Source organism: Halobacteria archaeon AArc-dxtr1 (genome assembly GCA_025517425.1).
GTDB lineage: Archaea > Halobacteriota > Halobacteria > Halobacteriales > Natrialbaceae > Halostagnicola.
This window is the reverse complement of record JAOPJY010000001.1, coordinates 167,684-192,687: the sequence shown is the minus strand read 5'-3', so window position 1 is coordinate 192,687 and position 25,004 is coordinate 167,684. Positions and strand designations below refer to the sequence as shown.

At 64.1% G+C, this 25,004-nt stretch carries 23 protein-coding genes; 11 read left to right on the top strand and 12 right to left on the bottom strand.

The window, feature by feature from the left end; genetic code table 11:
* Positions 1 to 43 precede the first annotated feature (43 nt).
* Together OB905_00975 and OB905_00970 are read left to right on the top strand one after the other, a co-directional pair.
* The gene (locus OB905_00975; protein MCU4924559.1) at positions 44 to 904 is read left to right on the top strand and encodes a UbiA family prenyltransferase; all 861 of its coding nucleotides are present in this window, start codon (positions 44 to 46) and stop codon (positions 902 to 904) included.
* Positions 905 to 1,031: 127 nt separating this feature from the next.
* A complete protein-coding gene (locus OB905_00970; protein ID MCU4924558.1) occupies positions 1,032 to 1,526 on the top strand; it encodes a hypothetical protein in 495 nt (164 codons plus the stop codon).
* Between the two features lie 36 nt (positions 1,527 to 1,562).
* Here the strand turns inward: OB905_00970 and OB905_00965 are convergent, their stop codons facing one another.
* On the bottom strand, positions 1,563 to 2,741 hold the full coding sequence (locus tag OB905_00965; GenBank protein MCU4924557.1) for a redox-regulated ATPase YchF: 1,179 nt from the start codon (positions 2,739 to 2,741) through the stop codon (positions 1,563 to 1,565).
* Positions 2,742 to 2,894: 153 nt separating this feature from the next.
* Here OB905_00965 and OB905_00960 point away from each other — a divergent pair, with 153 nt between their 5' ends.
* Together OB905_00960 and OB905_00955 are read left to right on the top strand one after the other, a co-directional pair.
* Positions 2,895 to 3,335 (top strand): DUF2267 domain-containing protein, encoded by a 441-nt coding sequence (locus OB905_00960; protein MCU4924556.1) that lies wholly within the window; start codon positions 2,895 to 2,897, stop codon positions 3,333 to 3,335.
* An 87-nt stretch (positions 3,336 to 3,422) separates the two neighbouring features.
* A complete protein-coding gene (locus tag OB905_00955) occupies positions 3,423 to 4,769 on the top strand; it encodes a TIGR00341 family protein (GenBank protein MCU4924555.1) in 1,347 nt (448 codons plus the stop codon).
* Positions 4,770 to 4,858: 89 nt separating this feature from the next.
* On the opposite strand, the gene OB905_00950 is transcribed toward OB905_00955, so the two are convergent.
* Positions 4,859 to 5,590 carry a GNAT family N-acetyltransferase gene (locus tag OB905_00950; protein MCU4924554.1) on the bottom strand — a complete coding sequence of 244 codons (732 nt, stop codon included), beginning with the start codon at positions 5,588 to 5,590 and terminating at the stop codon, positions 4,859 to 4,861.
* Between the two features lie 105 nt (positions 5,591 to 5,695).
* Here OB905_00950 and OB905_00945 point away from each other — a divergent pair, with 105 nt between their 5' ends.
* The gene (locus OB905_00945; protein ID MCU4924553.1) at positions 5,696 to 6,160 is read left to right on the top strand and encodes a hypothetical protein; all 465 of its coding nucleotides are present in this window, start codon (positions 5,696 to 5,698) and stop codon (positions 6,158 to 6,160) included.
* Here OB905_00945 and OB905_00940 read toward each other — a convergent pair.
* Together OB905_00940 and OB905_00935 are read right to left on the bottom strand one after the other, a co-directional pair.
* Positions 6,126 to 6,722 carry a hypothetical protein gene (locus tag OB905_00940; GenBank protein ID MCU4924552.1) on the bottom strand — a complete coding sequence of 199 codons (597 nt, stop codon included), beginning with the start codon at positions 6,720 to 6,722 and terminating at the stop codon, positions 6,126 to 6,128. The genes OB905_00945 and OB905_00940 overlap by 35 nt on opposite strands.
* 382 nt (positions 6,723 to 7,104) lie before the next feature.
* Positions 7,105 to 7,764: a helix-turn-helix domain-containing protein gene (locus tag OB905_00935; protein MCU4924551.1), complete on the bottom strand. Its 660-nt coding sequence runs from the start codon at positions 7,762 to 7,764 to the stop codon at positions 7,105 to 7,107.
* A gap of 234 nt (positions 7,765 to 7,998) precedes the next feature.
* Here OB905_00935 and OB905_00930 point away from each other — a divergent pair, with 234 nt between their 5' ends.
* From OB905_00930 to OB905_00920, 3 genes are all read left to right on the top strand, one after another.
* Complete coding sequence (locus OB905_00930) at positions 7,999 to 8,445, top strand: universal stress protein (protein MCU4924550.1); 447 nt, start codon at positions 7,999 to 8,001, stop codon at positions 8,443 to 8,445.
* A 51-nt stretch (positions 8,446 to 8,496) separates the two neighbouring features.
* On the top strand, positions 8,497 to 9,111 hold the full coding sequence (locus OB905_00925) for a hypothetical protein (GenBank protein ID MCU4924549.1): 615 nt from the start codon (positions 8,497 to 8,499) through the stop codon (positions 9,109 to 9,111).
* Between the two features lie 80 nt (positions 9,112 to 9,191).
* Positions 9,192 to 11,132 (top strand): chromosome segregation protein SMC, encoded by a 1,941-nt coding sequence (locus OB905_00920; GenBank protein ID MCU4924548.1) that lies wholly within the window; start codon positions 9,192 to 9,194, stop codon positions 11,130 to 11,132.
* Positions 11,133 to 11,228: 96 nt separating this feature from the next.
* On the opposite strand, the gene OB905_00915 is transcribed toward OB905_00920, so the two are convergent.
* Both OB905_00915 and OB905_00910 read right to left on the bottom strand, forming a co-directional pair.
* Positions 11,229 to 13,712, bottom strand: coding sequence for a glycosyl hydrolase (locus tag OB905_00915; GenBank protein MCU4924547.1), 2,484 nt, complete (start codon positions 13,710 to 13,712; stop codon positions 11,229 to 11,231).
* Between the two features lie 117 nt (positions 13,713 to 13,829).
* Complete coding sequence (locus OB905_00910) at positions 13,830 to 14,003, bottom strand: hypothetical protein (protein MCU4924546.1); 174 nt, start codon at positions 14,001 to 14,003, stop codon at positions 13,830 to 13,832.
* Positions 14,004 to 14,171: 168 nt separating this feature from the next.
* On the opposite strand from OB905_00910, the gene OB905_00905 reads away from it, so the two are divergent.
* A complete protein-coding gene (locus OB905_00905; GenBank protein ID MCU4924545.1) occupies positions 14,172 to 17,276 on the top strand; it encodes an FAD-binding protein in 3,105 nt (1,034 codons plus the stop codon).
* Between the two features lie 24 nt (positions 17,277 to 17,300).
* Here the strand turns inward: OB905_00905 and OB905_00900 are convergent, their stop codons facing one another.
* The 5 genes from OB905_00900 to OB905_00880 form a co-directional block, all read right to left on the bottom strand.
* Entirely contained in the window at positions 17,301 to 17,627 is a 327-nt protein-coding gene (locus OB905_00900) for a hypothetical protein (GenBank protein MCU4924544.1), read from the bottom strand.
* A 179-nt stretch (positions 17,628 to 17,806) separates the two neighbouring features.
* Positions 17,807 to 18,946 (bottom strand): 7,8-didemethyl-8-hydroxy-5-deazariboflavin synthase subunit CofG, encoded by a 1,140-nt coding sequence (gene cofG / locus OB905_00895; GenBank protein ID MCU4924543.1) that lies wholly within the window; start codon positions 18,944 to 18,946, stop codon positions 17,807 to 17,809.
* A 62-nt stretch (positions 18,947 to 19,008) separates the two neighbouring features.
* Positions 19,009 to 19,671, bottom strand: a complete 663-nt coding sequence (gene cofC, locus OB905_00890; protein ID MCU4924542.1) for a 2-phospho-L-lactate guanylyltransferase — start codon at positions 19,669 to 19,671, stop codon at positions 19,009 to 19,011.
* 58 nt (positions 19,672 to 19,729) lie between these two features.
* Positions 19,730 to 20,914 carry a tubulin/FtsZ family protein gene (locus OB905_00885; protein ID MCU4924541.1) on the bottom strand — a complete coding sequence of 395 codons (1,185 nt, stop codon included), beginning with the start codon at positions 20,912 to 20,914 and terminating at the stop codon, positions 19,730 to 19,732.
* A 224-nt stretch (positions 20,915 to 21,138) separates the two neighbouring features.
* Positions 21,139 to 22,074 carry a complex I NDUFA9 subunit family protein gene (locus OB905_00880; GenBank protein ID MCU4924540.1) on the bottom strand — a complete coding sequence of 312 codons (936 nt, stop codon included), beginning with the start codon at positions 22,072 to 22,074 and terminating at the stop codon, positions 21,139 to 21,141.
* An 84-nt stretch (positions 22,075 to 22,158) separates the two neighbouring features.
* Between OB905_00880 and tmk the strand changes: the two genes are divergently transcribed.
* Positions 22,159 to 22,755, top strand: coding sequence for a dTMP kinase (gene tmk / locus OB905_00875; GenBank protein MCU4924539.1), 597 nt, complete (start codon positions 22,159 to 22,161; stop codon positions 22,753 to 22,755).
* Positions 22,756 to 22,864: 109 nt separating this feature from the next.
* Positions 22,865 to 24,577, top strand: coding sequence for a PQQ-dependent sugar dehydrogenase (locus OB905_00870; GenBank protein ID MCU4924538.1), 1,713 nt, complete (start codon positions 22,865 to 22,867; stop codon positions 24,575 to 24,577).
* An 81-nt stretch (positions 24,578 to 24,658) separates the two neighbouring features.
* Here OB905_00870 and OB905_00865 read toward each other — a convergent pair whose 3' ends face one another.
* Positions 24,659 to 24,889 (bottom strand): Lrp/AsnC family transcriptional regulator, encoded by a 231-nt coding sequence (locus tag OB905_00865; protein MCU4924537.1) that lies wholly within the window; start codon positions 24,887 to 24,889, stop codon positions 24,659 to 24,661.
* Between the last annotated feature and the right edge of the window lie 115 nt (positions 24,890 to 25,004).

Here is a 25,004-nt window from a genome sequence, read left to right as displayed (position 1 = left end):
CGCCACCTGCGGTATTATCCGTCAGCGCGCCGTCACACGACCCATGGGGCTCGCGAGACACGGGTCGAGTCCGCATGCGACGGGTCGGGCGTACTGGTCGCAGGTCCATCCGGTGTTTATGTTGCCGCCGCTTGCCGCCTCGCTGTTCGGCGCGATCCTCGCAGGCGCCGGCGATCCGACAGTCGCCGGACTCCACGTGCTAGCGATGTTCGCGGCGGTCTACACCGCCCACATCAAAGACGGCTACGTCGACTTCCACGTCAGGGATGAGGACGACGACCACCCGCTAACCGAGCGGGGCTGTCGGATCGGCCTCGTCGCCTCGACGACGGTGTTCGTGCTCTGCTGTCTCGGTCTCTGGGTGCTCGTCGACGGCGTCGCCGTGGCGCTCGCCGCGCCGACGTGGGTCATCGCGTACTTCCACGCGCCACAGCTGGACATGCACCCGGTCGGCGCGACGGCGGGCTACCCGCTCGGAATTGCGCTTGCCATCGTCGGTGGGTTCTACGCACAGGCGGCGGCGATCACGCCCGTCGTCTGGGCGTTTGCACTCGTCTTCCTCATTCTCCTGTCGGGGATCAAAATCGTCGACGACGCCCAGGACTACGAGTACGACCGGTCGATTCGAAAGCAGACGGTAGCGGTCTCGCTGGGACCGAATCGCGCGGCCGACATCGCCTTCGGGCTGATGGCGTTCGCGCTGCTCGCGGTCGTGGCGTTTACCGTCGCGAACGTCTTCCCGCCGACCGCGGTGCTCGCCGCCCTGGCGTTCGGCGCCGTCGGACTCGCGGCTCGGCGCGCGACGCCGACGATCGCGACAATGTTGCTGATCAGGGGCTCGTACGTCTTTCTCGCCGTGCTCATCGCGGCGGTCTGGTTCGAGCCGCTTGCGGGGCTCGCCTGACCGTCTGAAACGGGTGCAATGACACCAGATCATCCCCTCTTCGAGCCGACACCGGCGAGTCGTGACGACATCCGCGTTTTGAAGAGATACCGAATACTCATGAATCCGTGTCACAATCGAAGCACCGATGAACCGACGAGCCGCACTCGGTCTGCTCGGCGTGGGCGTCGGCGTCCCCGGCGGCTATCTCGCCTGGAACCGCCATCGGTCGCCTACCCTCCCCGATGGAATCGAGGTCGACACGCTGTACCTCGAGGGGAACACCTTCGGCGAGCCGGCACCCGAGGGCCGCGAGCCCGGACCCCGTGAACAGTATCACGAACTGGTCCGTACCGCGGCCGAAATCGAACGCGACGAGACTGCGGTCGCTTTCGCCGAGGAAACCGACTTCGACGCGTCCGCACTCGTCGCCGTCCTGACCGGGATGCAGTCAGAGCCCGACCTCGCGTTAGAGGCGATCTCTCGCACGGACGATGGCCTGCACATAGACGTCGCCGTCGAGCACCCGTGGTGGCGGGGCGTCGAGGACGACCTGCTCACCCACTCGCTACTGGTGAGGATCACCGACGAGGTAGCGGGCCAGCCCGAATCGATATCGGTCGATATCGAGGGGTACGTCTGAGCCCGGAAACGCGCTGAGAAGCTACGAGCCGCGCCGTCAGTTCGTACTCACGATCTTGATCACGTCACCCTCGTCGAGTTCGTGAGAATCACTGATCTCACGGCTCGAGCGGGCGTCGACGGCGTGGAGATAGCCGTCGCCGATGTCGGAGTGGACCGCGTAAGCCAGGTCGACAGGCGTAGAGCCACGGGGTAACAGGAGAGCGTCGGGGAGCACGTTACCGCTGCCGTCGGACCACTTCGCGGCGTCCTCAACCGGGTAAGCCGTGAGGTGATCGAGCAGCTCGTAGACTGCGTAGTCGAGCGCGCCCTGAACGCCCGTGCCGTCCCACTCGGCCATCGTCTCCTGGAGCCCCTCTAAGGCCTCGCGCTGGGCGTCGCTGACGTCGTCGCCGATCTCGAGGTGCTCGTCGCCGGGGTCGTAGTCGACGAGGCCGCCCTCGGCGGCCCGCCGGAGCGCGAGTTCGCCCTCCGCCGTCGTGGGGATGACGGGTTTGTCGAGTTCGAGCAGTTTCTCGACGTTCTCCTCGGGAGCGACGTCGATCTTGTTCGCGGCGACGACGATCGGTTTCGTTCGTTCCCGAACCAGTCGCGCGAGCTCCTCGCGATGCTCGTCTTCCCACTGGATCGGATCCTCGGGGTAGTCGAGCTCGCGCAGGACGGTCGCGATCTGGGTGGGAGACGCACCAAAACCCGAGAGCATGTCCGCCAGGACGTCGTCGATGTCGAAATCGGGCGAGCGCGACTTTCGCTCAACGGACTCCCAGTTTCGGTCGACGATGCCCGCGAGCCAGAGGTCCATCTCCTCCTCGACGAAGTCGACGTCCTCGATCGGGTCGTGTGCGCCGATATCGACGGGTTCGCCCTTCGCGTTGGTCCCTCCGGAGGCATCGATCACGTTGACGATGACGTCCGCGTTCGTGAGTTCGTCTAAGAACTGGTTGCCCAGTCCCTTCCCCTCGTGGGCGCCGGGGACGAGGCCCGCGACGTCCAACAGCTCGATCGGGACGAAGCGCTTACCGTCCTCGCAGTTGTCGGCGTTGCAACGCTGCGCGCGGTCCAGACAGGGGCAGTCGGTCCGGACGTAGCTGACACCGCGGTTGGCGTCGATCGTCGTGAATGGGTAGTTGGCGACGTCAACCTCGGCCATGGTCGCCGCCGTATAGAAGGTCGACTTGCCGGCGTTTGGCTTTCCGGCAAGCGCGATCGAGAGCATACCGCGGCGTAGCCGCCGTTCGGAAAACTGTCTTTCGATTCTCACAGTTCTCGACGACGGGACTGGTCGATGCCGCTCGCGAGGAGAGCTGTCGGCGACACCGGTCGCTCATCTACTGTTGGCCCCTTCACCTGAAGGTAGCAGCCCCTCACGATGAGCCGGCCAACGCCCGCACATGCAGTACGACGAATTCATCGGCGAGGTCCAACACCGCGCACAGCTCGACTCCCGGGAGGCAGCGCTGAGCTCGACGCGGGGACCCTCGAGACGCTCAGCCGGCGTCTCCAGCCCGGTGAGGCCGAGAACATTGGTGCGCAACTTCCAGACGAGATCGGCCGCCACTTAACCAAGGTCGACCACGTCGAGCGCTTCGACTGGCAGGAGTTCGTCGACCACGTCACCACGGCCGAAGAACTCGGCAGCGAGGGCCACGAGGACGCGGCCTATCGCGCGATGGTCGTGATAGAGGTCGTCGACGAGGCGGTCGACGACAGCGTCATGCACGAACTCAAGAGGCAGCTGCCCGCCGAGTACGACGGTCTGTTCGAACTACAGGAGGCGGAGGCGACTGCCGGCCCCAACCCGGAGGAGTGACGCTGCAAACGACTCGTCTGTGACTCACGCTCCGGTCTCCCTGCCGCTGGGACCAACCCATATATTTCTCGGGGTGGTCCCAAACCCATGCGATACCTTGAGATCACGGTCCCGGAGGAGGATCGGCAGACCGTGCTCGACGTTCTCGAGGACGAACAAATCGACTACGTCGTAAGCGACGAGACGAGCGGACGAGGGTACGCGGCAGTAGTGCGGTTCCCGCTTCCGACCAGAGCCGTCGAACCCGTCCTCGATCGTCTGAAGCGAGTCGGGGTCGGTGAAGAGGCGCGCGTTATCGTCGTCGACGCCGAAACGGTGATCTCACACCGGTTCGACGACCTGTTAGAACGACAGCGTTCGAGTGTGCAGGGGGGCGAGCGGACGTCGAGACAGGTACTCAGGACCAGATCGGAGGAACTCACGCCGCCGTTTTCGATTTACGTGACGATGTTGTTCATCAGTGCCGTCGTGGCCACGTCCGGGCTGCTGGCCGACTCGCCGGCGGTGGTGGTCGGGTCGATGGTAATCGCTCCGTTGATCGGCCCGGCACTTGCCGCGAACGTCGGGATCGTAACCGGCGACGACGGTCTCAAGTCGACGGGGTTTACCTACCAGCTCGTCGGGCTCGCGTTCGTAATCGTCGCCTCGATCGGCCTCGCCACCCTCGCCCGCCTGGCGGGTCTCGAACCGGCCGGAGTCGACATCGTCGTCGCCGCCGAACTACAAGAGCGAGTCTCACCGAACCTGTTCTCTCTGGCAGTCGCACTCGGTGCCGGCGTCGCCGGAATTTTGAGTCTGACGCGGGGCTTCTCGGAGGCCATCGTCGGCGTGATGATCGCCGCGGCGCTCATTCCACCCGCTGCCGCAGTCGGAATTACGGTCGCCTGGGGGATGTATGGGGCGGCGGTCGGGGCGGCCGTCCTCGTAGTGGTGAACGTCCTCTCGATAAACCTCGCCGCGCTGGCTACGCTGTGGATCGCCGGCTACCGTCCCCAGGGGCTGTTCGACGTCTCGCCGACCCGCCGACCGACCTACACGTACGCGGGGATTTTCGGTGTCGGGCTTCTCGTACTCGCCGCACCGCTGGTCAGCGTCACTCTGCTGGATTTCCACGCGACGCAGTTAACCTCGAGTGCGAACGAAGAGATCGAGGCGGCACTCGAAGAGCCCGAGTATGCCGATCTCGAGGCCGAATCCACCGAGGTGATACTCGACGACGAGTATCCGATCCGATCGATCGATCGAGTCGTCGTCACCGTCTCAGGCGACGATCCCGACCAGCTACCGGAGCTGACGGATCGTCTCCACGAAGGGATCACAACCGACACGGACGAGGCGGTCGCCGTTGAGGTCCGTTTCAGTCACGCCGAAGAACGAAGCGACGACGTGAACGAACTCGACGTTTATGTCACCCACAGTCCTGATTCCTCCTGACCGACGACTGCCGAGACGCGAGTTCGAACGCGAGATCCGGGTGATCGAGGCGACAGGAGCGCTGTTGCCCACCTGACGGCCCTGACCGCTTACAGTTCGATCGCCATCATGACTTCGTCGACGTAGCGTCCGTCGAGCTTGTAGTGATCCTCGCGCACTGCTTCGGTCTCCCAGCCGTGGGTCTCGAGGAATCCGATGGCCTCTTTGTTCGTCGATGGGATGCTCTGATAGACTTTCTCGTAGCCGTTCGTGCCGGCCCACTCGAGTCCGCGCGAGAGGAGGTGTGAACCGATTCCGTGGCCACGGTACTCCTCTAAGACGCCGACGGTAACCTCCGCAGTGTGGCTCAGTTTGTCCAACTCGGGCGCGTTCAGGTGAACCCAGCCGACGACCTCGTTCTCGACGGTCGCGACGAAGAACATCCGCGACTCGATCTCGTTGTACCGTAGGAGCGCGCTCTCATGGTCGATCTCGTCGGCGACACTTTCAGCGACGATGTAGGTGCGCTCCTCGGCTACCTGTCGAATCGCACCGACGATCCCCGTCAGATCCTCCTGTTTCGCCGGCCGGATATGAAAGGATAGCTCCTCGGAGACGTACTCCTCGGTCGTCCCGGCGTCGATGGTGACCCGGAGCATTCCGTGTTTAAGCTGCAACTGCCCGTCCCGTTTTAAGATCGCGGCGTGGTGTCGAAAGCCAGCCGGCTCGATTCCGAGTGCCTCGCGGGCGCTGTCTGGATCGACAGCGCCGTTGCGCTCGACGTACTCGTAGATCCGCCTGCGATCGTTGTGCCCGAACTCGAGTGTCTCGCCGAATGCCATGTTGTATCATACCACTCCTCACTACTTTAATCCTCACCCCTCCTCGAACCGGCTACCAACGGATTGATAACGACATCCTCGAGAACGAGAGCAACTCGGAGATCGATGGATCCCTCACTACTGTTCGCCGGTTTCACCCTCCTCGTCGGTATCTGTGGCGGGTTGCTCGTCCACGAGTGGAGTCACGCGCTGGTCCTCCGACTGGCGCGCATCGAGTACGCGGTTCGGATTCTCCCAGGCCGCGATGACGGAGTACTGTCACTCGTCATGAGCTGTCCCTGGGCCGTCGTCGAACCGCGACTGACGGGTCGCGAGGCGCCGTGGATCCTCCGGTGTGCGGCACTCGCACCGCTTACCCTCCTGCTCCCGGTCGCTCTCGCTATCGGAGTCGGGGGCTTTAGGGCCGACCATCCAGTGTACACCGCGGCGGTCGTCGGCTGGGTCGCCTGTGCGTTGCCCAGCCCGCAGGATTTCTCGGTGGTGTTCTACGCCCATCGGCTGATCGATGAGCACGCGGAGACGGTGCCGACGGAGCTCACTCGGCCGTCCGGAGGTGAGCAAGCGCCGTGAGGCCGAGTACGCCGAGAACTGCTGTCGCGATTCCGGTACTCGAGAGTGGCGTCGAGACGAGTTGGGTGGCAGCCAGCGCCACGAGTCCGAGAGCCGTCACAGCGGCGTACCGCCGTGGCCACGGGTTCAACCGCTGGGCAGCATCGGCCGACAGTTCGAGATACGGATCGAGTTCGTCCGCCTCAGGACGGCGGGAGACGATGCCCCGATCTTTCTCGTAATCGATCACACCGTGTTCGGCTAACTTTGGGAGGTGCGTCTGATACAGCGAGATGTAGACACGCTGGCGCTGGGTCGAATCGAGCGTTTCGACGGTCGTGTCGTGTTCGCGGGCGGCGATCCGTTCGGAGAGCGTTCGAATATCTAGAGGGTTATCTGCCTCACGCAGCTGTGTGAGTACGTCGCGCCGGCGGCTGGTCTGTAACAGGTGAAAGACGTCGTCCGACGAAAGCTCTGGCGACGAGGCGTCCATCGTCTGTTGATCGGACGCCCCAGCAGTCGCGGACGGAGCATCTCGAGTGGCTGCCGTCCGTCCGTCTCCAACGAGATTACCATCGGACATCGTAATTACCAATGGAACCCCACTGTGATAAAGGTCGTGAAAGAGTATGTACAACACAGGTGCAGCCGTCATCGGTTACTCACTTGTCGAGGCCCGGAGGGACAGATGACGAATCGTCGGCCACACAGCCACGAATAGCCGACGATCGTAACCGGGATCCGAGACCGCTCCGACGGCCGGCGTCACGGCACAACGCCGAGACGTGGTAACGGTCAGGTTGGGGTCGGTTCCACACCGACACGCTATCTTTAGATAGTACCCTAGTTAAAGCTATTTGATGGTGCGATTGCTACCCACTCATTGAATCTATGCACATTCGTCTCGTTATCCTCCCATATACTCAGACATCAACAGAATAGTGTCGTATTACGACCCTGTCTGCCTAGGTGTTAGCCCCCATCGGCGTCAGCCGATTCGACAGTTCGGCGCTGATCAGCGCAGCGTGGCTTCGCCGGATGCGCTCGGAGAGGGCCTGGTGGGAGACGTCGAGCTCTGCGGCGAGCTCCTCTAAGGTCACCTGTCGCGGAACGTCGAAGTAGCCGAGCTCGTGAGCTTTCAGGATCGTCTCGTACTGTATCTTGGTCAGCGGCGTATGTTCCGAGAGGTGTCCGTTCACCGCGCTCACCCGAGTTACTTCGGCCTGGAAGTCGTACTCGCCGATGAGAGCGTGACAGTTCGAGACCGCTGCCCGGTCGTGAAAGAGCAACTCGACCGACCAGCGTGCGTCCTGCCCCCGAGCATCCAGAATAATCCCCTCGTGCTCCGCGACGATCCGCTGAAACACCTTCAGCTGACGGCCGAACTCAAGGCGAAACAGCCACCGATCGTCACTAGCGTCGTCGAGGCTCGCGAGCAAATCGACCGAATCGTCTGCAGAGATCGCGGACTCGATTGCACCTCGATCCGGGCCCGACGCGTACACGAGCGGCGGGGAATCGCCGATCGATCCGGTGAGCTGGAACTCGAAGGACGGTACGCGATCGAACGTGCGCTCGAGCCCGAGGTGTGCCGCCGGGAGTTCGAGTTCGACGACGGTGGTCATCACAGGCACCAACCACAACTGCGTATAGACGCGTTGGGTTACCGGTAGCCTTTCCCGCCACCACGAGTCTGGGACACTCATCGGATCGACACCGTCATCGGCTGTGACCCGTCTCGGTTCGGTATCGAGTGACGGATCTCGGTTCCGACATCGAGTCCCCAGATACTGCGCAGTTTCAGTATCAGGCAGCGGCAGGTGGTCGGTACTTTGTGCTGGCGGCCGAATGCGGAACTGATGTACGAGGAAATCCTCGTCGCGACCGACGGAAGCGACGTGTCAGACCTCGCGGTCGAGCACGGACTCACACTCGCCGATCGGCTGGGGGCCGGTGTTCACGCACTCTCGGTGATCCCGAAGGGGCCACACGGTGCGATGAAGCGAGATGAGATGCGAGCTGATCCGGAGACAGAGGCCCGCGAGGCCGTCACGGCGGTCGAAGCCGCCGCCGCCGAGCTAGACGTTCCGGTAACCGGCGAGACGAGGGAGGGCGTCCCACAGGAGGCGATCATCCGATACGCCGAGGAGGCTGGTGTCGACGCGATCGTCGTGGGCACGGTGGGTCGGACCGGCATCGATCACGTCCTTCTCGGGAGCGTTGCCGAGGAGGTGATCCGCGACTCCCCGGTCCCGGTCCTCACGGTCGGCGCCGACGTTGCTGATCGGCGGACTTCCGACCGATGACGCAGCCACCAGGTGCGCAAGATTTGTACTCCCCCCAGACAGATCCGGAGTATGACCGACGAGGCGGGATCGCGACGGCAGACCAAAGTCGAGCGTGTGATCGAGACGTACGGACTCGAGGAGTGGGGTGCCCGGCTCGAATCGGAGTGGCTGGGGGAGTCCGGCGAGCGGACGAGCCTTCGGGCGCTCGCTGACCGCCTGAACACCGCGACGCTTCGTGCCGCGCTACAGGCAGCGGGTGAGAACCCTCGTGAATCCGAGGTCGATCGGTTCTACGAGGCGCTTACTGACGATGACGGATCCTCCACGGAGCGAGTCCGAACGCAACGCGAACTCGAGCGTTCGGGGGTCGATGTCGAGGAGATCCAGTCGGATTTCGTCACCCATCAGGCGGTCCACACCTATCTCACGCGCGTTCGAGGGGCCGTCTTGGAACGGGACGAAGACGAGCAGAGTCGTCGCAACCGCAAGCGCGAGACGGTCCAACGACTCGCGAGCAGAACGGAGGTCGTCACGGAGTCGACCCTCGACGAACTCCGACGTGCAGAGCTCCTCACTGACCGCACGTACGACGTTCTGGTAACGGTAACCGCCGTCTGTCAGTCCTGTGGAAGGACGTACACGGCAGCCGAACTGATCGAGGAGGGCGGCTGTGACTGTCCGTGACAGAGGTGAAGGCCATAGTCAGTACGGATTCCTAACTGATATTGGAGAGTATTTGTACGTGGAGGTCCAACGGGCTACCAATGTCTCCAGAGCGGTCGTCCGGTTCGACTATCGAGGTCACCGCTGAGAACGTCGGCGGGATTGATCAGACTACCGTCACACTCCGTCAGGGAGTGAACGTGTTGACAGGGCGAAACGCGACCAACCGGACATCGTTTTTGCAGGCGATCATGGCGGCACTGGGGAGCGAACGACCGTCGCTGAAAGGCGATGCAACGACCGGAAGCGTCGAGTTGCAACTCGACCAGAACCGGTACACCCGCTCGCTGGGGCGGCAAAACGGCACTGTGGCGTTCGGTGGAGAACCCTATCTCTCGGACCCGGAACTCGCCGATCTCTTTGCGTGTCTCCTCGAATCGAACGACGCACGGCGGGCCGTCGAGCAGGGGGCAGAGCTGCGAGATCTCATCATGCGACCGGTCGATACGGACGAAATTCGAGCTGAGATCGAGTTGCTCAAGGCTGAAAAGCGCGACCTGGACGAATCGATCGCAGAGCTCGACCGTCTCGAAGACGAGCTTCCCAACCTCGAGCGACAGCGGACGTCTCTGGCGAAGAAGATTGAGGCGGCGACCGAACGGATCGACACGCTCGAATCCGATCTGGACGACCACGAACTCAACGTCGACGAGAGCCGGACCCAAAAGGAAGATATCGACGATGCCTTCACGGAGCTTCGAACGGCTCGCAAGGAGTTAGAGGCCGTCGAGTACGATCTCGAGACCGAACAGGAGAGCCTCAGCGAACTCGAGCGCGAACGTGAGGAGCTGGCCGACGAAATCGACGCACTCGAGGAGGCTGACGTCGATTCCGCAGCCCAGCTCGAGGGACAAATCGCGGAACTGCGCGACAGAAAACAGTCACTCGACTCGACCGCCGGCGAACTCCAGAACGTCATTCAGTTCAACGAGCGTCGACTCGAAGGAGATGGATCCGCGATCGAAGCCTCACTCGGATCGACCTCCGACGACGTAACTGATCGACTCCTCGAGAGCGACCCGGGTGTCGTCTGCTGGACCTGTGGCACCGAGGTCGGCCGTTCACACATCGAATCGACACTCGATCGACTGCGTGAGATCCACCGCGAGACGCTAGAAGAGCGAACCGACGTACAGGACCGGATCGACGATCTCTCAAGCCGGCGTTCTGCGATCGCAGAGCGCGAACAACGCCGCAATCAACTCAAACAGGAGAGAGAGCGCACGGCGACACAACTCAAGCGCCAGCGAGAGCGGGTCACCGAACTCCGCGAGAAGCGAGCCGACCACCGCGAACGCGTCGCGGAGCTCGAGGAGCGGACCGACGAATTCGAGGAGACGAATTACAGCGACGTCTTAGAGACCCACCGCGAACTGAACCGGGCCGAACTCGAACGCGAACAGCACCAGGAGAAACTGGCGTCGGTGACAGAGCGGATCGAGTCTCTCGAGGAACGGATCGAAGAGCGCGAGGCCCTCGCAGAACGCCGTAGCGAGGTCGAGTCGGAGCTGGCAGAGTGTCGGACGCGCGTCGAGCGAATCGAGCGCGAGGCGATCGAGGCGTTCAACGACCATATCGAGTCGCTGCTCTCGCTGCTCGAGTATGCGAACCTAGACCGGATCTGGATCGAGCGCCTCGAACCGAACGGCGGACAGGGATCGCCCGGCACAGCGAGTACGTTCGAACTCCACATCGTCCGTGCGGCCGAAGACGGCACCGCATACGAGGACACGATCGAACATCTCTCGGAGAGCGAGCGGGAGGTGACCGGGCTGGTCTTTGCACTTGCGGGGTATCTGGTCCACGACGTCTACGAAGAAGTCCCGTTCATGCTCTTAGACTCCCTCGAGGCGATCGACTCCGATCGGATCGCGGCGCTCGTCGAGTACTTCGAGTCCTACGTCGACTGTCTCGTCGTGGCGCTACTGCCCGAGGACGCCGCCGCGCTCCCGGAAGAGTACCACTACATCGAGGAGATCTGATCGACCGACGTTCGACATATTCTCGCAGTTCATTACAGAAACCGATTCTCGCCGCTCGTCGCAGAAACCGATTCTCACAGCTGATAAGCGGCCGACTTACTCCTGTGACTCGTCACCACCACGTCGCCGGGCCGCGTAGTAGGCGCCGCCGGCCGCCCCGGCTGCTCCGGTCAGGAGGCCGAAACCGGGAATCGCGTCGTCATCTCCGTCGTCCGCGTCGTCGGCCCCGTTCTGGCCGCCGCGGTCTCCACTCCCCTCACCGTTGTCGTCGTTCTCGTCCCCGTTTCCACCATCGCTGTCCGACTCGGGCGGTCCGCGGGAAGCCACGAGTTCGGTCGGCGGAACGGTGAGCTCGGCGCCGTCGGAGAACGTCACCGTAGTCTCTGTGTCGGTCGCGTTGTAGGCCGCGTACGTCAGCTCGTCGCCGTCGTCAAAGACGGTGTAAAACGGCGTGTCGGCTGTTACGCTCGTGGTCGGCGAACCCATTGCGTCGAGTGCGTACAGCCAGTAGCGGGTGTGAGCCGTCTCCTGGGCGCTCTCTCGATCGTAGCTGTCGAGGCGCGATTCGAAGCGGTCGATGGCGTCCTCGCTATCGGAAAAGGCGCGGTACATCCACATCACGTCCGGCCAGTAGGTGAACTCGTCGTCTTTCAACTCGGCGATGGCGTCGAACGTGCGTTCGGCGGCCTCCTGGTCCCGGCCGAGGTGCAGCGAGTAGCCCGCCAGCGGAAGCATATTGATGCCGACAACTGCCTCGCTGTCGTCGGTCCACCAGGTCGAGTGGGCGACGCCGTCGCCCCAGACGATGCCGGCAAACGCCGACTCCCACTCCGCCGGGAAGTGCTCCTCGTCGGCGTCGTACCAGTACTCTCTGATGGCCCGAACGTGCATCGAGTAGAGGACGATCCCGAAGTCCCGGATCTCGTCGTTCCCGGTGTGTGCGCCCCATTCGATCATCGCCGCGTAGGACATGAGCGCCTCCGAGGAGGACTCCTGGTTGTTCCCGCGGTCGAAGCCACCGGAGCCATGCGCCCACGAGTGGCCGGCGTAGACGCTAAAGTTCCGAGTGAACGGATACCGGTCGTGATCTCGCTGCGGGCTGGCGTAGTCGTGAATCAGCTCCTCGACCATCTCGCCCCAGTCGTCGACCCAGTCGGGGTCGTGGCGGGCGATCCGCGCGGCTGCCCAGACGTAATGGCCATAGTGGAAGTGGTGGTCGTTGAGCTCGGTAATCGAGCCGTGACTGTCCGGGACGCCCATGAGCGCGCCCAGGGAATCGTCGTAGTAAAACGTCGCCGACTCGCTGGGCGTAAACCACTCCTCGAGTCCCTCGCGAGCGGCGTCGAGCATCGCGTCGCGCTCGTCGTCCATGCCAAGCTGGTCTGCGACCGCGGCGGTCTTTGCGAGTCGGCTTGCGGCCTCTTTCCCGAAGTTGTAGGTATCCTGATCGACGCCACCCGCGATGCCGGTGTCGACGGCCGCAATTTCGCTTTCTATCTGATCCCGATCGTAGTTGCCCTCGTCAGGGAGGAAGGGTAACGTGCCGCCGTAGCGATAGGGGATGTCGAACGACTCGACTGCCACCAGCCGCATCTCGCCGCGCGGGGAGGGATAGGTCGCCTCGACGTCCAGTTCGGCCGCCAGCAGGTCGTCGTCGGCGTCCTTCCACTGGTGGGGGTACAGCGCCGTAAGCGTCCCCGACGCGTTGCTCTCGGGTTCGGACTCGGTCTCGAACGAAAACGACGTGATCGCTTGCGCACCCTCCCGGTCGTACTCCCAGTCGAAGACGGTGTTCGTGACTCGGTTGTACGCGTAGTCGGCGACGGGATCAAGGAACGCCGCGTCGGGCAGGACGGCGACGGTGCAGTACTCGCCCGTAGTAGTCGCAACGTCTCCGTCGAGATCCCAGGCGTCGTCTGCTGGTGCGTAGAGACCGTAGTCGACGTCATCGACGGTCACGCCGACGACGGCGCCGTCGGCGGTGAACATGTCTGGGTCGTCGTCAAAGGCGACGGCGACGCCGCCTTCGGCCGCCTCGCAGAAGACGAACGGCGACCCCTGGGCGATCGTCGTTCGAAGTTCGGCGTCCGTCCCCTCGCCCCACACCGCGCTCGCCGACCAGTCCCCGTGGGCGTCGAGTGCGACGTCGTTGTAGTCCTCGGCGTCGGCGTGGGCGATCGAGAGGTGCATCTCGTCGTCCATCCAGGCGTCGCCGACCTGCGCGCTCTCGTTCCAGCTGGTCTCCCAGGTGGTCGGATGGCCGACCTCGAGACCGGTCTCCTGGGTCTTGAAAAAGAGGGGGTGGGCCGCGATCAACGTCCCGTCGCCGGTGATTCCCTCCATCGGAATCGTCGTGTACCAGTCGTTGGTCGGGATCGGGCCGTCGCCGAAGCTCTCGGTCGTGTGCCGATCGTACTGGTGCGTGGATGCGCCCTCAGGTGGGTCGAGGTGATAGCCGCCGCTGCCGACCGACTCCTCGGCCAGCCCGGACGTCGAACCGAGGAGTCCGGTCGCCGCCGCTGCGCCGATGGCCGCACAGTACCGTCGCCGAGAGAGCGCAGGGAGGTTCGAATCACTCATAGATCAAGTGTGCGTCGGTCGGATTCCCAGCCATGTTCCGAGACCATACCCTCATACACTTTGACACTATACTTAACTATTGGTACAGCCGAATCGGGACGAAAATTGTCGTGGTGTTCACCGATTGAGCTGGATCATAACGACCCCGACGAAAAGTACCATCGCGGCGGCCCAGCCGATCCAGACGGCGAGCGCGTCGACGACGTAGGTTATTGCGCCGGTGACGACGAAGACGGCCGTCACGAGTGCAACGAGTTCGTCGTCATCGAACCGATCGAGAACGCCGATCACAGTCGACACCCGGGTCGAACGAGAGATTCGAACGCAGCCGTGCGATCCATGCCGTCCGTGAGTGGCCGGTGAGACACCAAGAACGTTACTCACGGCAACTCGTGACACGAGGGGATGGCGACCGGGGCCGATGCCTACGATTTAAGCCGTCGACGCGTAAGAGCCTGTATGGCCACGGATCGAGGGACGGACCCGGCCGGGGACCGGCGCGCAACCTACGACTATACGGGCGGTCGCGTCGACCGCCCTGCGCTGGTTCGGGACCTAGAGCGGCTGGTCGACTGCGACGTCCGCTTCGATTCGTACTCGCGACAGCTGTACGCGACCGACGCCAGCGCCTACGAGGTGACACCGATCGGGGTCGTCTTTCCGGAGTCGACCGCGGACGTCGCCGGCGTCGTCGAGTACTGCGCCGAACGGGAGATTCCGGTCCTCCCACGCGGCGGCGGCACGAGCCTGGCAGGACAGACGGTAAACCGGGCCGTCGTCCTCGACTTTACCCGGCACATGGACGCGATTTGCGAGCTCGATCCCGACAGTCGAACGGCGACCGTCGAACCGGGGACGATCCTCGAGTCCTTGAACGAGGCGCTGGCCCCACACGATCTCAAGTTCGCACCCGATCCCGCCTGGGGCGACAAGAGCGCGATCGGCGGCGCGATCGGCAACAACTCGACCGGTGCCCACTCCCTGCAGTACGGCAAGACCGACGCCTACATCGAATCCTGCGAGGTCGTCCTCGCCGACGGCACGGTGACGACATTCGGTGAGGTGACGGTCGAGGAGATCCGGTCGCGGGCCGATTCAGCGGGCAACCTCGAAGGTCGGATCTACGCCGAGATCGCCCGCATCGTCGACGAGGAGACCGAGACGATCGCCGAGGCGTATCCGGCTCTCAAGCGCAACGTCTCGGGCTACAACGTCGACCGGCTCGTCGCGGAAGTCAGGGGGGAGGAGCTCCCGGCTGGAGAGCAGACAGGGGAGGCGCGAACCGTCAACCTCGCGCGTCTGCTCGCGGGAAGCGAGGGGACGCTCGCAATCGTCACCGAGGCGACGGTCTCGCTGGAGCCGATCCCGGAGGCGAAGGCGGTCGCGCTGCTGTGTTATCGGGACCTGCACGCGGCGATGGAAGACGTCGCACCGATTCTGGAACACGACCCGGCCGCAGTCGAGGTGTTAGACGACGTGCTTATCGACCTCGCCCGGGGGACGGCGGAGTTTGCCCCGGTTGTCGAGATGCTCCCAGAGGAGACCAACGCCACCCTCCTCGTGGAGTTCTACGCCGATGATGAAGAGGAAGGACGAGAGCGGGTAGCGGGGCTGCTCGCCGACCGGTGTCCGTCAGCCGACTCCGCCGGAGAGGCGTCCGCAGAGAGCATACAGAACGCCAGCGACGTTCGCGCGGCCGACGCACTCGAAGCCTACGACGAGGCCGAGCGCACGAAACTCTGGAAGCTACGCAAGTCCGGGCTTCCGATCTTGCTCTCGCGGACGACCGACGAGAAACACATCTCCTTTATCGAGGACACAGCAGTACCACCAGAACGCCTCCCCGAGTTCGTCGAGCGCTTCGAGGCGATCCTCGAGTCCTACGACACCTACGCGAGCTTCTACGCCCACGCTGGTCCGGGTGTACTCCACGTCCGTCCGCTGATCAACACGAAGACCGAGATCGGGCTCGACCAGCTCTACGGGATCGCCGACGAGGTGACGGACCTGGTCGTCGACCTGGGCGGCTCGGTCTCGGGCGAACACGGCGACGGGCGCGCCCGAACGCAGTGGAATCGGAAGCTGTACGGCGAGCAGGTCTGGGAGGTGTTTCAGGACCTAAAGACGGCCTTCGACCCCGACTGGCTGTTGAATCCGGGGCAGGTCGTCTTCCGCGAGGACGACCCGACGGACCTGCGCGAGCACCTTCGGTTCGGCCCCGACTACGAGTTTGAGGCGGGGTTCGAGCCGACCCTCGAGTGGCAAAACGATAACGGCGTTCAGGGGATGGCCGAGCTCTGTCACGGCTGTGGCGGCTGCCGGGGCGAGCAGTCGACGACGGGCGGCGTGATGTGCCCGACCTACCGCGCGGCCGACGAGGAGATCACGAGCACGCGGGGCCGAGCGAACGCGCTCCGCCAGGCGATGAGCGGAAATCTCGAGCCCGATGAGGCGTTTTCCGACGAGTTCGTCGAGGAGGTGATGGATCTCTGTATCGGCTGCAAGGGCTGTGCGATCGACTGCCCGAGCGAGGTCGACATGGCGAAACTCAAAGCCGAAGTCACGCACGAGTACCACGAGCGAAACGGCGCCTCGCTGCGCGACCGGCTGTTCGCCAACGTCGCCACCCTCTCGAGATGGGGAAGCCGGGCGGCCCCGTTGTCGAATCTGCTCCCGAAGGTACCGGGCGCGCGCCGGTTGTTAGAGCGAACCGTCGGTATCGCTCGCGACCGACCGCTGCCGACCTTCTACTCGGAGACGTTCTCGGACTGGTTTGAGCGCCGAGGCGGCGCGGCGGTCGAGGAGGCGACAGCCGACCGGCGGGTCGTCCTCTACCCCGACACCTACACGAACTACAGCCACCCCGAGGCCGGGAAGGCCGCGGTACAGGTTCTCGAGGCCGCGAACGTCCACGTCACCGTCCCGACCGGCCTGGGCGACACGGGCCGCCCCGCCTTCTCCAAGGGGTTTCTCGACACGGCCCGAGAAATCGCCGCGGAAAACGTCGAGGCGCTCTCGGCTCACGTCGAGGACGGGTGCGACGTCGTCGTCGTCGAACCCTCCGACGCCGTCATGTTCCAGTCGGACTACCGCGACCTCCTCGGGGACGACGCCGAGCCCCTCCCAGCCAACGCCTACGGCGTCTGCGAATACGTCGATACGTTCCGGCTGGACGAGCAAATCGCGTTTCGCGGTGGGGGCACCTCGTCTCAGTCGCTAGCCCGCGACGAACCGCTCGACCGGCTCACCTACCACGGTCACTGCCACCAGAAAGCGACCGCGAAAGACCACCACGCGGTCGGCGTGCTCCGGCGAGCGGGCTACGCGGTCGATCCGCTGGACTCGGGCTGTTGTGGGATGGCCGGCAGCTTCGGCTACGAGGCCGAGCACGCCTCGATGAGCGACGCCATCGCCGCGATCCTCTTCGAACAGGTCGACGAAAGTGAGGGCCAGCGCGTCGTCGCGCCCGGTGCGTCCTGTCGGACCCAACTCGAGACGCGTCCAGACGCCGACGACGCGCCGCCGACGCCGATCGAACTGGTGGCACAGGCACTGCCCGAGTGAGGAGCGCTTCCGACGCCACTAGCGCTACTCGGAGAGTGCGTCGAGATCGATCTCGAACTCGATTCCGGTCTCGTAGATCGTTCGGTCGCAGGGCAGCTTCTCACCGACGAGGTCGTCCATCTCGTCCGGTCCGATTCCGACGTGGTCGAGCAGCCGTTTGAGATCGCAGTTCGATCCCCACACCGGTGGCTTCGAGAACCTGTCTGAAAACGTATCACCACTCGGTAATAACATTGTAACGACTACTTCGTGGGCCGTCTCGGAAACGGCCGAAACCGGAATTGAGGAGAGGGCGTCGCCGGAAGTGACGACCGTCAGTTGATCGGATTCGTCGTCGATATCGTCGCTCATACACACTCTCGAGTGGATGGAATCGACTTGGTTCTACCGGTCAGCGCGCTCGCGTTCGGGCAGAGAACATCGAACTGGTTCGAATTGAGGTGATACATCAAATACGGATACAGTTCGGGTTGAGAGAACGAGAGGGGATTTGAAGCGCTAGAATTTGCCCCGGAGACGCGACCCCGAACTCATCCGCGGAGAACCCTCCGGTAGCGTCGGCCGGCCTCGCCGTCGGCCGCGATTGCCTCGTGGATTGTCGGAGAGAGCCAGGCCCCGTCGTCCGCACCTGGGGCGAGTGGGCCGTCGAACGCGTCGGTTCGGAGGTCCGCAGGGAAGAAGCGCTCGTAGGTTGGCAACCGCTCACGGAGGGGGACGTCGGCGGCGTCGGCAATTTCTTCGAGCTCTTCGAGCGCGGGCCAAGCGTAGTCGGGGTTGATGTGGTCGTCGGTGACCGGTGAGACGCCTCCCAGGTCGTCGACGCCGCAGTCGATTAGCTCGCGAGCAGGTGCGAGGTTCGGCGGCACCTGGACCGAAATTTCTGGGGGCAAGGCGGCGCGAGCCATCGCCGTCACCCGGCGCATCGTCTCGACGTCCGGCGTGCCCCCCGACCAGCGCTCGTTGTCGACGACCGGCTGGACGATGACCTCCTGTACGTGGCCGTAGCGTGCGTGGAGCTCGGAGATCGCGAGCAGGCTCTCCGCGCGGTCGCGCCAGGACTCGCCGATGCCGACGAGAATGCCGGTGGTGAACGCGACGTCGAGCTCACCCGCGGTGCGAATCGTGTGCAGGCGCTGGCCGGGCGATTTCGTTCGGGAGCCGGCGTGGGCGCCGACGTCGGCGGTCGTCTCGAGCATCACGCCCATGCTCGCGTTGACGTCCGCAACGGTCGCCATCTGCTCGCGGGTCTGGTCGCCGGGGTTCGAGTGGGGAAGCAGCCCCTCCTCCAGGGCAACCTCGCAGGCCGCCCGCAGGTACTCGTGGATCGAATCGTAGCCCCAGTCGGCGAGTTGGTCGTGAATCTCAGTGTAGCGGTCGTCGGGATCGTCGCCGAAGGTAAACAGCGCCTCGGTACAGCCGGCGTCGGCACCGCGCTGGCAGATCTCGCGAACCTCCTCCAGAGAGAGCAGCGAGGCGGCTCCCGGCGGGTCGAAGTAGGTACAGTAGGTACAGGTGTATCGACAGGCGGTGGTCAGTGGGACGAAGACGTTCCGGGCGAACGAGAGCTCCGCGGGCGCCGCGACGTCGGCTGGAGTGGTCGCGAGGAGTTCCTCGACGACTGCGTCGTCGATCGAGAGGGAGACGCCGTACTCGTCCGCGCCGGGGATCATTACCAGTTGGTGGCGTTGCTCGGGACATAAGCCCTTCACTTCGACCGATATTGTGGATCGACTCAGAACGACGACGATCGGTCAGCGACATCGACACCCTCCCCACTACGGCGAATCGACACTCGGCCCTTCTCGCGATCGAGTTCGAAACCGAACGTCCGGAGGAGATCGGGTGTCCGACCCGGACCGTGGACGAACGCCTCCACGAGGTCTGCTGGTTCGTCGATGTCGGTTCCGAGCCGCCGGGAGTCGACTGTGTTGAAGGCGGCGCCACACTCCCGGGCAGCAGCCTCGTGATCGACGAACGAGCCACCGTGGTAGTCGACACGGAACGATGGATGGCGGACCACGATCGCGTTGGTGCCGACGCCCCGCCCCGGGGCGACGACGACGTCACCGGAGGCGTCGAAGAGACGTCCGAGCGCGTCGGGAGTCGCGAGTGCGAGGTCGGCCATCACAATGGCGACCGGTCCCTCGGGAAGGCGATCCCCGAGGACGGCGTTGACCGCCTCTGTGAGCGGACGGTCGTCGACGGTGACTGACGCGCCGAGAGGTGACTGGATTGCGCCGGTTGCGAGAACGGTCGGCTCGCGATCGGTTGCCCGGATCGCGCGGATCACGTCTTCGAGCATCGTCCGTGCCAGCCGGCGGCGCTCCCCGGCGTCGAGTGCCGGTTCGAGGCGCGTCTTCGGAGTATCGGCGGCATACGGGACGACGACGTGCATGCTGTCTGGCTTCTCAGTACGCGAGCAAAAGCGCGTCGGACGAGCAGTGGAAAGACGGCTAGAACAGCGGTTCGAGTTCGTCTTCCTCGTCCTCGACGAGGTCCTCTAGGTTCTCGTCGCTCTCTTCGCGGATGTCTTCCATGTTGTCCTGGGCCTCGATCGCGACCTGCTGGAGGCGCTTGATTCGAGGGACGTTGGTGACGCCCGAGAGGAGGATCGCCGCCGATACCTCGGGCTCGTTACGTGGGAAGTCCCCGCCGCGGACCTCCATACTGCCGGTTTCCTCTTCGAGCCACTTGCGGCCGCGTTCGATGCCTTTCCGATTTAAGTACTCGGAGGGGCCGGAGAGAACGAGCAGCGCTCGCTCGGTGCCTTCGATCTCACAGGGAAGCGTGAGTCGACCGAGGGCGGCCTTTCGGACCAGACTCGTGATCCGGTTGGTCGTGTTCGCGGCGTCTAAGGCGTCACTGCCACCCGTGCCACCGGTAAATCGTGCGAGAAGGCCACCGCCGCCACCGGTGTCGAGATCGACCTCCTCGGAGGCGTAGCCGACCGTCGAGACACCGCCACCCGAGAGGGTGTTGATGATCTCCGAGGAGTCGACGACGCTTTCGGCGATCTCCTGGCCGTCGCCGACCTCGCCGGCGCCGAACAGCACGCCGAAGCGTCGAACGATTTCCTCGTTGATCTGCTCGTAGCTGCCTTCGACGGACTCGCCGGTCTGTCGCCAAGAGTCGTTGTCGAAGACCAGCAGGTTGTCGACTTCGCGGACGAACGTCTGGAACGAACGCGCGGCGTTTAGCGTGTAGATGCCGCCTTCGTCCGTGCCGGGGAGAACGCCCAGCCCGTAGACAGGAATCGTATAGATTCGCTTCAGGTGTTTGGCCAGAACCGGGGCACCGCCCGAGCCCGTCCCGCCGCCCATGCCGGCGACGACCAGAAACGCGTCGACCTCGTGGGTCGGGATCGCGTCGATGGCGTTCTGTACCTCGTCGATATCCTCTTCGGCGATTTCCGCGCCGAGTTCGTTGTCTGCGCCCACGCCGTGGCCCTTTACCCGGGCCTGGCCGATGAGCACGCGGTTCTCCTCTGGTATTCGGTCCAGTCCCATGAGGTCCGCTTTCGCGGAATTAACGGCGATCGCCGCACGAACGATCCCGCTATCGGTCCGATCGTCGAAATCGAGAAATCGATCGACGATCTTGCCACCGGCCTGTCCGAATCCGATCATCGCCAGCTTCATTGTTGGTCAGGGGGCTCCGTGGCTTGATACCAGAGCAATGAAGCTTATAAGCCTTGTGATAATGTGAATTTCTCGCATAATTGGATATCGCCACAGATCACCGGACAGGCGCCGGAAAGTCCCCAATTTGGGACCGTTCTGTGAGAACAGCTCCCTCGATATTCATGTTCACGATCAGCCACGTTTCCGATCGATGAGATGTGACTCGAGTGAACACGCACCACTCACTCGGACGGCGCGGGAGTCGACGACGCCGCGCCGGGACTCCTCGCGCCGACGTCGGACGAGAGATACGCCGAGAGGGTCGTGAGGTCTTCTGGCGAGCGACCGAACGCCGAGATGTCGTTATCCGCCACCGTATTGTCGATCCCGAGGCTGCGGGCCTGGTCCGGCCCGAACGGGACGAGGGGGACGGGACCGAGTGCTGAGAGCCCGATTTTCGCCAGTGGCATCGGAACCGGTGCGATCCGAACCGACCGCCCCGATGCGCGGTGGACGAGCCGCGTGACGTCTGCAAGCGTAAGTACCTCGGGCCCGCCAATCTCGTAGGTCTCACCCACGTGGGCGTCGTCTTCGGGGATCGCAGCGAGCAACTCGACGAAGTCTCCGATCCAGATGGGCTGGAACCGAGTCGTGCCACCTCCGGGAAGTCCGGTGAGGTACGGTGTCGTCACCATCCGAACGAACCCGAGGAACTCGTCGCCGTCGCCGAAGACGATCGACGGCCGGACGATCGTCCACTCGAGGTTGGCGGCCTCGACGACGGCCTCGGCGCGCCCCTTCGCCCGAAGGTAGTCGGTGTCGGCCCGCGGATCGGCGTCGAGCGCGCTCAGTTGCACGAACCGGTCGACACCGGCATCTTCGGCAGCCCGTATGAGATTCTCGGTGCCGTCGAGGTGGACCGCCTCGTGAGTCGTTCCCCTCGGTGGTTCGAACAGTGGCGAGAGGGCAACGAGGTTGACGATCGCCTCGTGGCTCGCGACGGTCGAGGCGATCGAATCGTAGTCGGTGACGTCGCCTGACTCGACTGCGACGGCCTCGGGAACCGCGCTCGCGTCTGGACGTCGTGAGAGTGCGGTCACCTCGTGGCCCCGGCTGACCAGTTCCGTACACAGGGACGAGCCGATGAAGCCAGTACCGCCTGCAACGAGTATCTTCATACGGGATAGTGCGTCTGGGGAGACAAATAGGTAGGCCCGAACAGGAAAGGTAGATTCTAGTACCGGCCGCGGCCATGTCGGGGTATGCTCGTCACGCTCGAGGGGTTAGACGGCAGCGGGAAGACCACCGTCTGGGAGGGACTACAGGAGGCCTACCCCGACGCGACGTTCACCCGCGAGCCGACCCACTCCTGGTACGGCGACGCCGTCTACCGCTCGATCGAGGACGACGACGCCGATTCGCTCGCGGAGCTGTTTCTGTACACAGCAGATCACGCAGACCACCTCTCGCGGGTGGTCGAACCCGCACTGAATCGGGGCGACCTCGTGATCTCGGATCGCTACGCCGACTCCCGGTACGCCTATCAAGGGGCGACCCTCGAAACGGTGGAGCGGCTCGACGTCCCGGACCCACTCGAGTACGTCCGCGACGTTCACCGACCCTTCTCGATTGAACCGGACCTGACGATTTACCTCGACGTCGACGCCGAGACCGCAGCCTCTCGGGCGGGCGCGACGAACAAGTTCGAGCGCGCTGACTACCTCGCGTCGGTACGGGCAAACTACGAGCGACTCATCGACCAGGAGCCAGACCGGTTCGTCCGCATCGACGCGACGCGAGCACCGACGGACGTCCGGGAACGCGTCGAATCGGTGCTTGCTGACGTCGTTCAGGAGTGAGTACCCGCGGACGTCGTTCAGAAGTGAGCACGGCCACACGAGCCCCGTCGTTCACATCGTGCGTGACTACGGCCAATACATATATACGCAACCGTGAAAGTGACAGCCCATGTCACGAGAGGAGCGCGTCGACGACGACGCGCAGGACGGTCAGCGACGTCACTTTCTTCGAGTAGCGGCGGCGACCGGAATCGTCGGCATCGCCGGCTGTGCGGACGTTCTGGATGAGGAACTCGGCGAGGAGGGAGACGACAGCGAAGGCGACGATGAAGAATCCGACGACGGGGAGGAGCCAGGCGATGAGGGCGAGAACGGGGCCGCAGTCTTCGATCTCCGGTCGCTCGAACTCTCCTCGGAAGCGGTCGCGTACGGGGAGACGAGTACGGTCACCGCGACGGTCGAGAACACGGGCGGAAGCGAGGGAACACAGGACGTGGAGTTCCGCGTCGACGGGGACGTGCGAGCGGGAGAGTCGCTCACTCTCGAACCGGATACCGAGGAGGCGGTCGAGTTCGATCTGGAGACGGCCGGGTTGGCAGTCGGAGACCACGAAATCACCGTCCATACGGCCGACGATACCGAGTCGGCATCGGCGACGATCGAGTACGCCCAGCTCCCGGAGACGGTAGCGCTCGAGCCGGTAGCGACCGGTATCGACATGGTCGTCGGCCTCGAGTTCGTTCCCGGCTCGGATCTGCGGTACGTCGCCTCGCTGTATGGGGAGATTTCGGTGTGGGACGGCGACGAGCAACTCGACGAGCCGTTGCTCGACCTCGGAGACGAGATCACCGTCGCCGGCGCCGATATCGGGCTGCTCGGGATCGAACTCCACCCCGAGTTCGCAGACAACGGGCGGCTGTTCGTCCGGTACAGCGCCCCCTCGCGAGAGGGGACACCGGACGACTACAGCCACACGGCCGTCCTCTCCGAGTTCACCGTCGAGGACGACCACACCGGCGCGTCGCTTACCTCCGAGCGGACGATCATGGAGACGCCCAATCCCGAGGACATCCACTCCTCGGGCGACCTTCGCTTCGGTCCGGACGGCTACCTGTACGTGCCGATGGGAGACGGCGGCTTCGGGACGGCCCACTTCGGCCAGGAGACTGGCGTGGATGGGACCCCGCACGGCGGCATCCTCCGACTCGACGTCGACAGCGATCCGACTCACCATCCACGAACCGATCCAGACGGGCCCGACGACCCAGACGGCGAGGACGGATACGCACTTCCGGACGACAACCCGCTTTCCGACGACCCGGATCACCGCGACGAGTACTACGCCTGGGGGCTGCGAAACCCGTGGCGAACCAGCTTCGACGGCGATCGGTACTTCGTCGGCGACGTCGGCGAGGTCACCTGGGAGGCCGTCTATCTGGTCGAGTCGGGGATGAACCTCGGCTGGAACGTCACGGAGGGAAGTCACTGCCTGCACGGAGACGACTGCCCCAGCGAGACGGACGCTCGCGGGGGCGAGTCCTTCGTCGACCCCATCATCGAGTATCCGAACGAGCCACCCACGGAGGGCGACGTCAACGGCGTCTGCGTCATCGGTGGACACGTCTACGGTGGGGAGGCGGTCCCCGGATTCGGCGGTCGGTACGTCTTCGGCGATCTCCAACACGGCGAGCGCGTGTTCGCGTCAGTGCCGTCCGATCCGACGGATCTACAGGCAGAGTGGGAGACCGAGATCGTCTCGTTTGCAGCGGCGGACGCTGGTACGTTCGGACAACTCCTTTCGTTCGCCGAGGATTCCGACGGCGAACTGTACGCACTCACGGACAACGGCGTCTATCGTCTGGCGCCGACAGGGGAGGAGTAGGACGGTTGGAATCGGGACGCCCGGGAATCTGGATGGAGCGAGCCGGCCGGGAAGATAGACGACGGCGGGCCAACCGGCCGCTCAGTCCATCGCGATGTAGGTCTTGGTTTCGGTGACTCCCTCCAGTTGCTGGATGCTCGACGACGAGGCCTGCAACACGTCGTAGATCTCTGGAGCGTCGACCTCCGCGATGATGTCGTAGTTGCCCGCGACGATGTGTGCGTCCTCGACGGAGGCCAGATCGCGGACGACGTCGAGCAGCCCCTCGGACATTCCCGCAGCCGTCTTCACCATGATGAAGGCATGAACCATCGCTCTCCCCTATGGTACGCAGTATCATGACTAAAGCGTTTGCCCGGTCGATCCGATCAGGGCGGGGCGTATACACGGTAACATGGGGCAAGCTTATTAGCCAGGGCGGCCGTAT

What these genes read in the sequence shown, in the direction of transcription:
- OB905_00975 (MCU4924559.1), top strand. Translation starts at nt 44, where the DNA reads ATGGGGCTCGCGAGACACGGGTCGAGTCCGCATGCGACGGGTCGGGCG.
- OB905_00970 (MCU4924558.1), top strand. Translation starts at nt 1,032, where the DNA reads ATGAACCGACGAGCCGCACTCGGTCTGCTCGGCGTGGGCGTCGGCGTC.
- OB905_00965 (MCU4924557.1), bottom strand. Translation starts at nt 2,741, where the DNA reads ATGCTCTCGATCGCGCTTGCCGGAAAGCCAAACGCCGGCAAGTCGACC.
- OB905_00960 (MCU4924556.1), top strand. Translation starts at nt 2,895, where the DNA reads ATGAGCCGGCCAACGCCCGCACATGCAGTACGACGAATTCATCGGCGA.
- OB905_00955 (MCU4924555.1), top strand. Translation starts at nt 3,423, where the DNA reads ATGCGATACCTTGAGATCACGGTCCCGGAGGAGGATCGGCAGACCGTG.
- OB905_00950 (MCU4924554.1), bottom strand. Translation starts at nt 5,590, where the DNA reads ATGGCATTCGGCGAGACACTCGAGTTCGGGCACAACGATCGCAGGCGG.
- OB905_00945 (MCU4924553.1), top strand. Translation starts at nt 5,696, where the DNA reads ATGGATCCCTCACTACTGTTCGCCGGTTTCACCCTCCTCGTCGGTATC.
- OB905_00940 (MCU4924552.1), bottom strand. Translation starts at nt 6,722, where the DNA reads ATGTCCGATGGTAATCTCGTTGGAGACGGACGGACGGCAGCCACTCGA.
- OB905_00935 (MCU4924551.1), bottom strand. Translation starts at nt 7,764, where the DNA reads ATGACCACCGTCGTCGAACTCGAACTCCCGGCGGCACACCTCGGGCTC.
- OB905_00930 (MCU4924550.1), top strand. Translation starts at nt 7,999, where the DNA reads ATGTACGAGGAAATCCTCGTCGCGACCGACGGAAGCGACGTGTCAGAC.
- OB905_00925 (MCU4924549.1), top strand. Translation starts at nt 8,497, where the DNA reads ATGACCGACGAGGCGGGATCGCGACGGCAGACCAAAGTCGAGCGTGTG.
- OB905_00920 (MCU4924548.1), top strand. Translation starts at nt 9,192, where the DNA reads ATGTCTCCAGAGCGGTCGTCCGGTTCGACTATCGAGGTCACCGCTGAG.
- OB905_00915 (MCU4924547.1), bottom strand. Translation starts at nt 13,712, where the DNA reads ATGAGTGATTCGAACCTCCCTGCGCTCTCTCGGCGACGGTACTGTGCG.
- OB905_00905 (MCU4924545.1), top strand. Translation starts at nt 14,172, where the DNA reads ATGGCCACGGATCGAGGGACGGACCCGGCCGGGGACCGGCGCGCAACC.
- OB905_00900 (MCU4924544.1), bottom strand. Translation starts at nt 17,627, where the DNA reads ATGAGCGACGATATCGACGACGAATCCGATCAACTGACGGTCGTCACT.
- cofG (MCU4924543.1), bottom strand. Translation starts at nt 18,946, where the DNA reads ATGATCCCCGGCGCGGACGAGTACGGCGTCTCCCTCTCGATCGACGAC.
- cofC (MCU4924542.1), bottom strand. Translation starts at nt 19,671, where the DNA reads ATGCACGTCGTCGTCCCGTATGCCGCCGATACTCCGAAGACGCGCCTC.
- OB905_00885 (MCU4924541.1), bottom strand. Translation starts at nt 20,914, where the DNA reads ATGAAGCTGGCGATGATCGGATTCGGACAGGCCGGTGGCAAGATCGTC.
- OB905_00880 (MCU4924540.1), bottom strand. Translation starts at nt 22,074, where the DNA reads ATGAAGATACTCGTTGCAGGCGGTACTGGCTTCATCGGCTCGTCCCTG.
- tmk (MCU4924539.1), top strand. Translation starts at nt 22,159, where the DNA reads ATGCTCGTCACGCTCGAGGGGTTAGACGGCAGCGGGAAGACCACCGTC.
- OB905_00870 (MCU4924538.1), top strand. Translation starts at nt 22,865, where the DNA reads ATGTCACGAGAGGAGCGCGTCGACGACGACGCGCAGGACGGTCAGCGA.
- OB905_00865 (MCU4924537.1), bottom strand. Translation starts at nt 24,889, where the DNA reads ATGGTTCATGCCTTCATCATGGTGAAGACGGCTGCGGGAATGTCCGAG.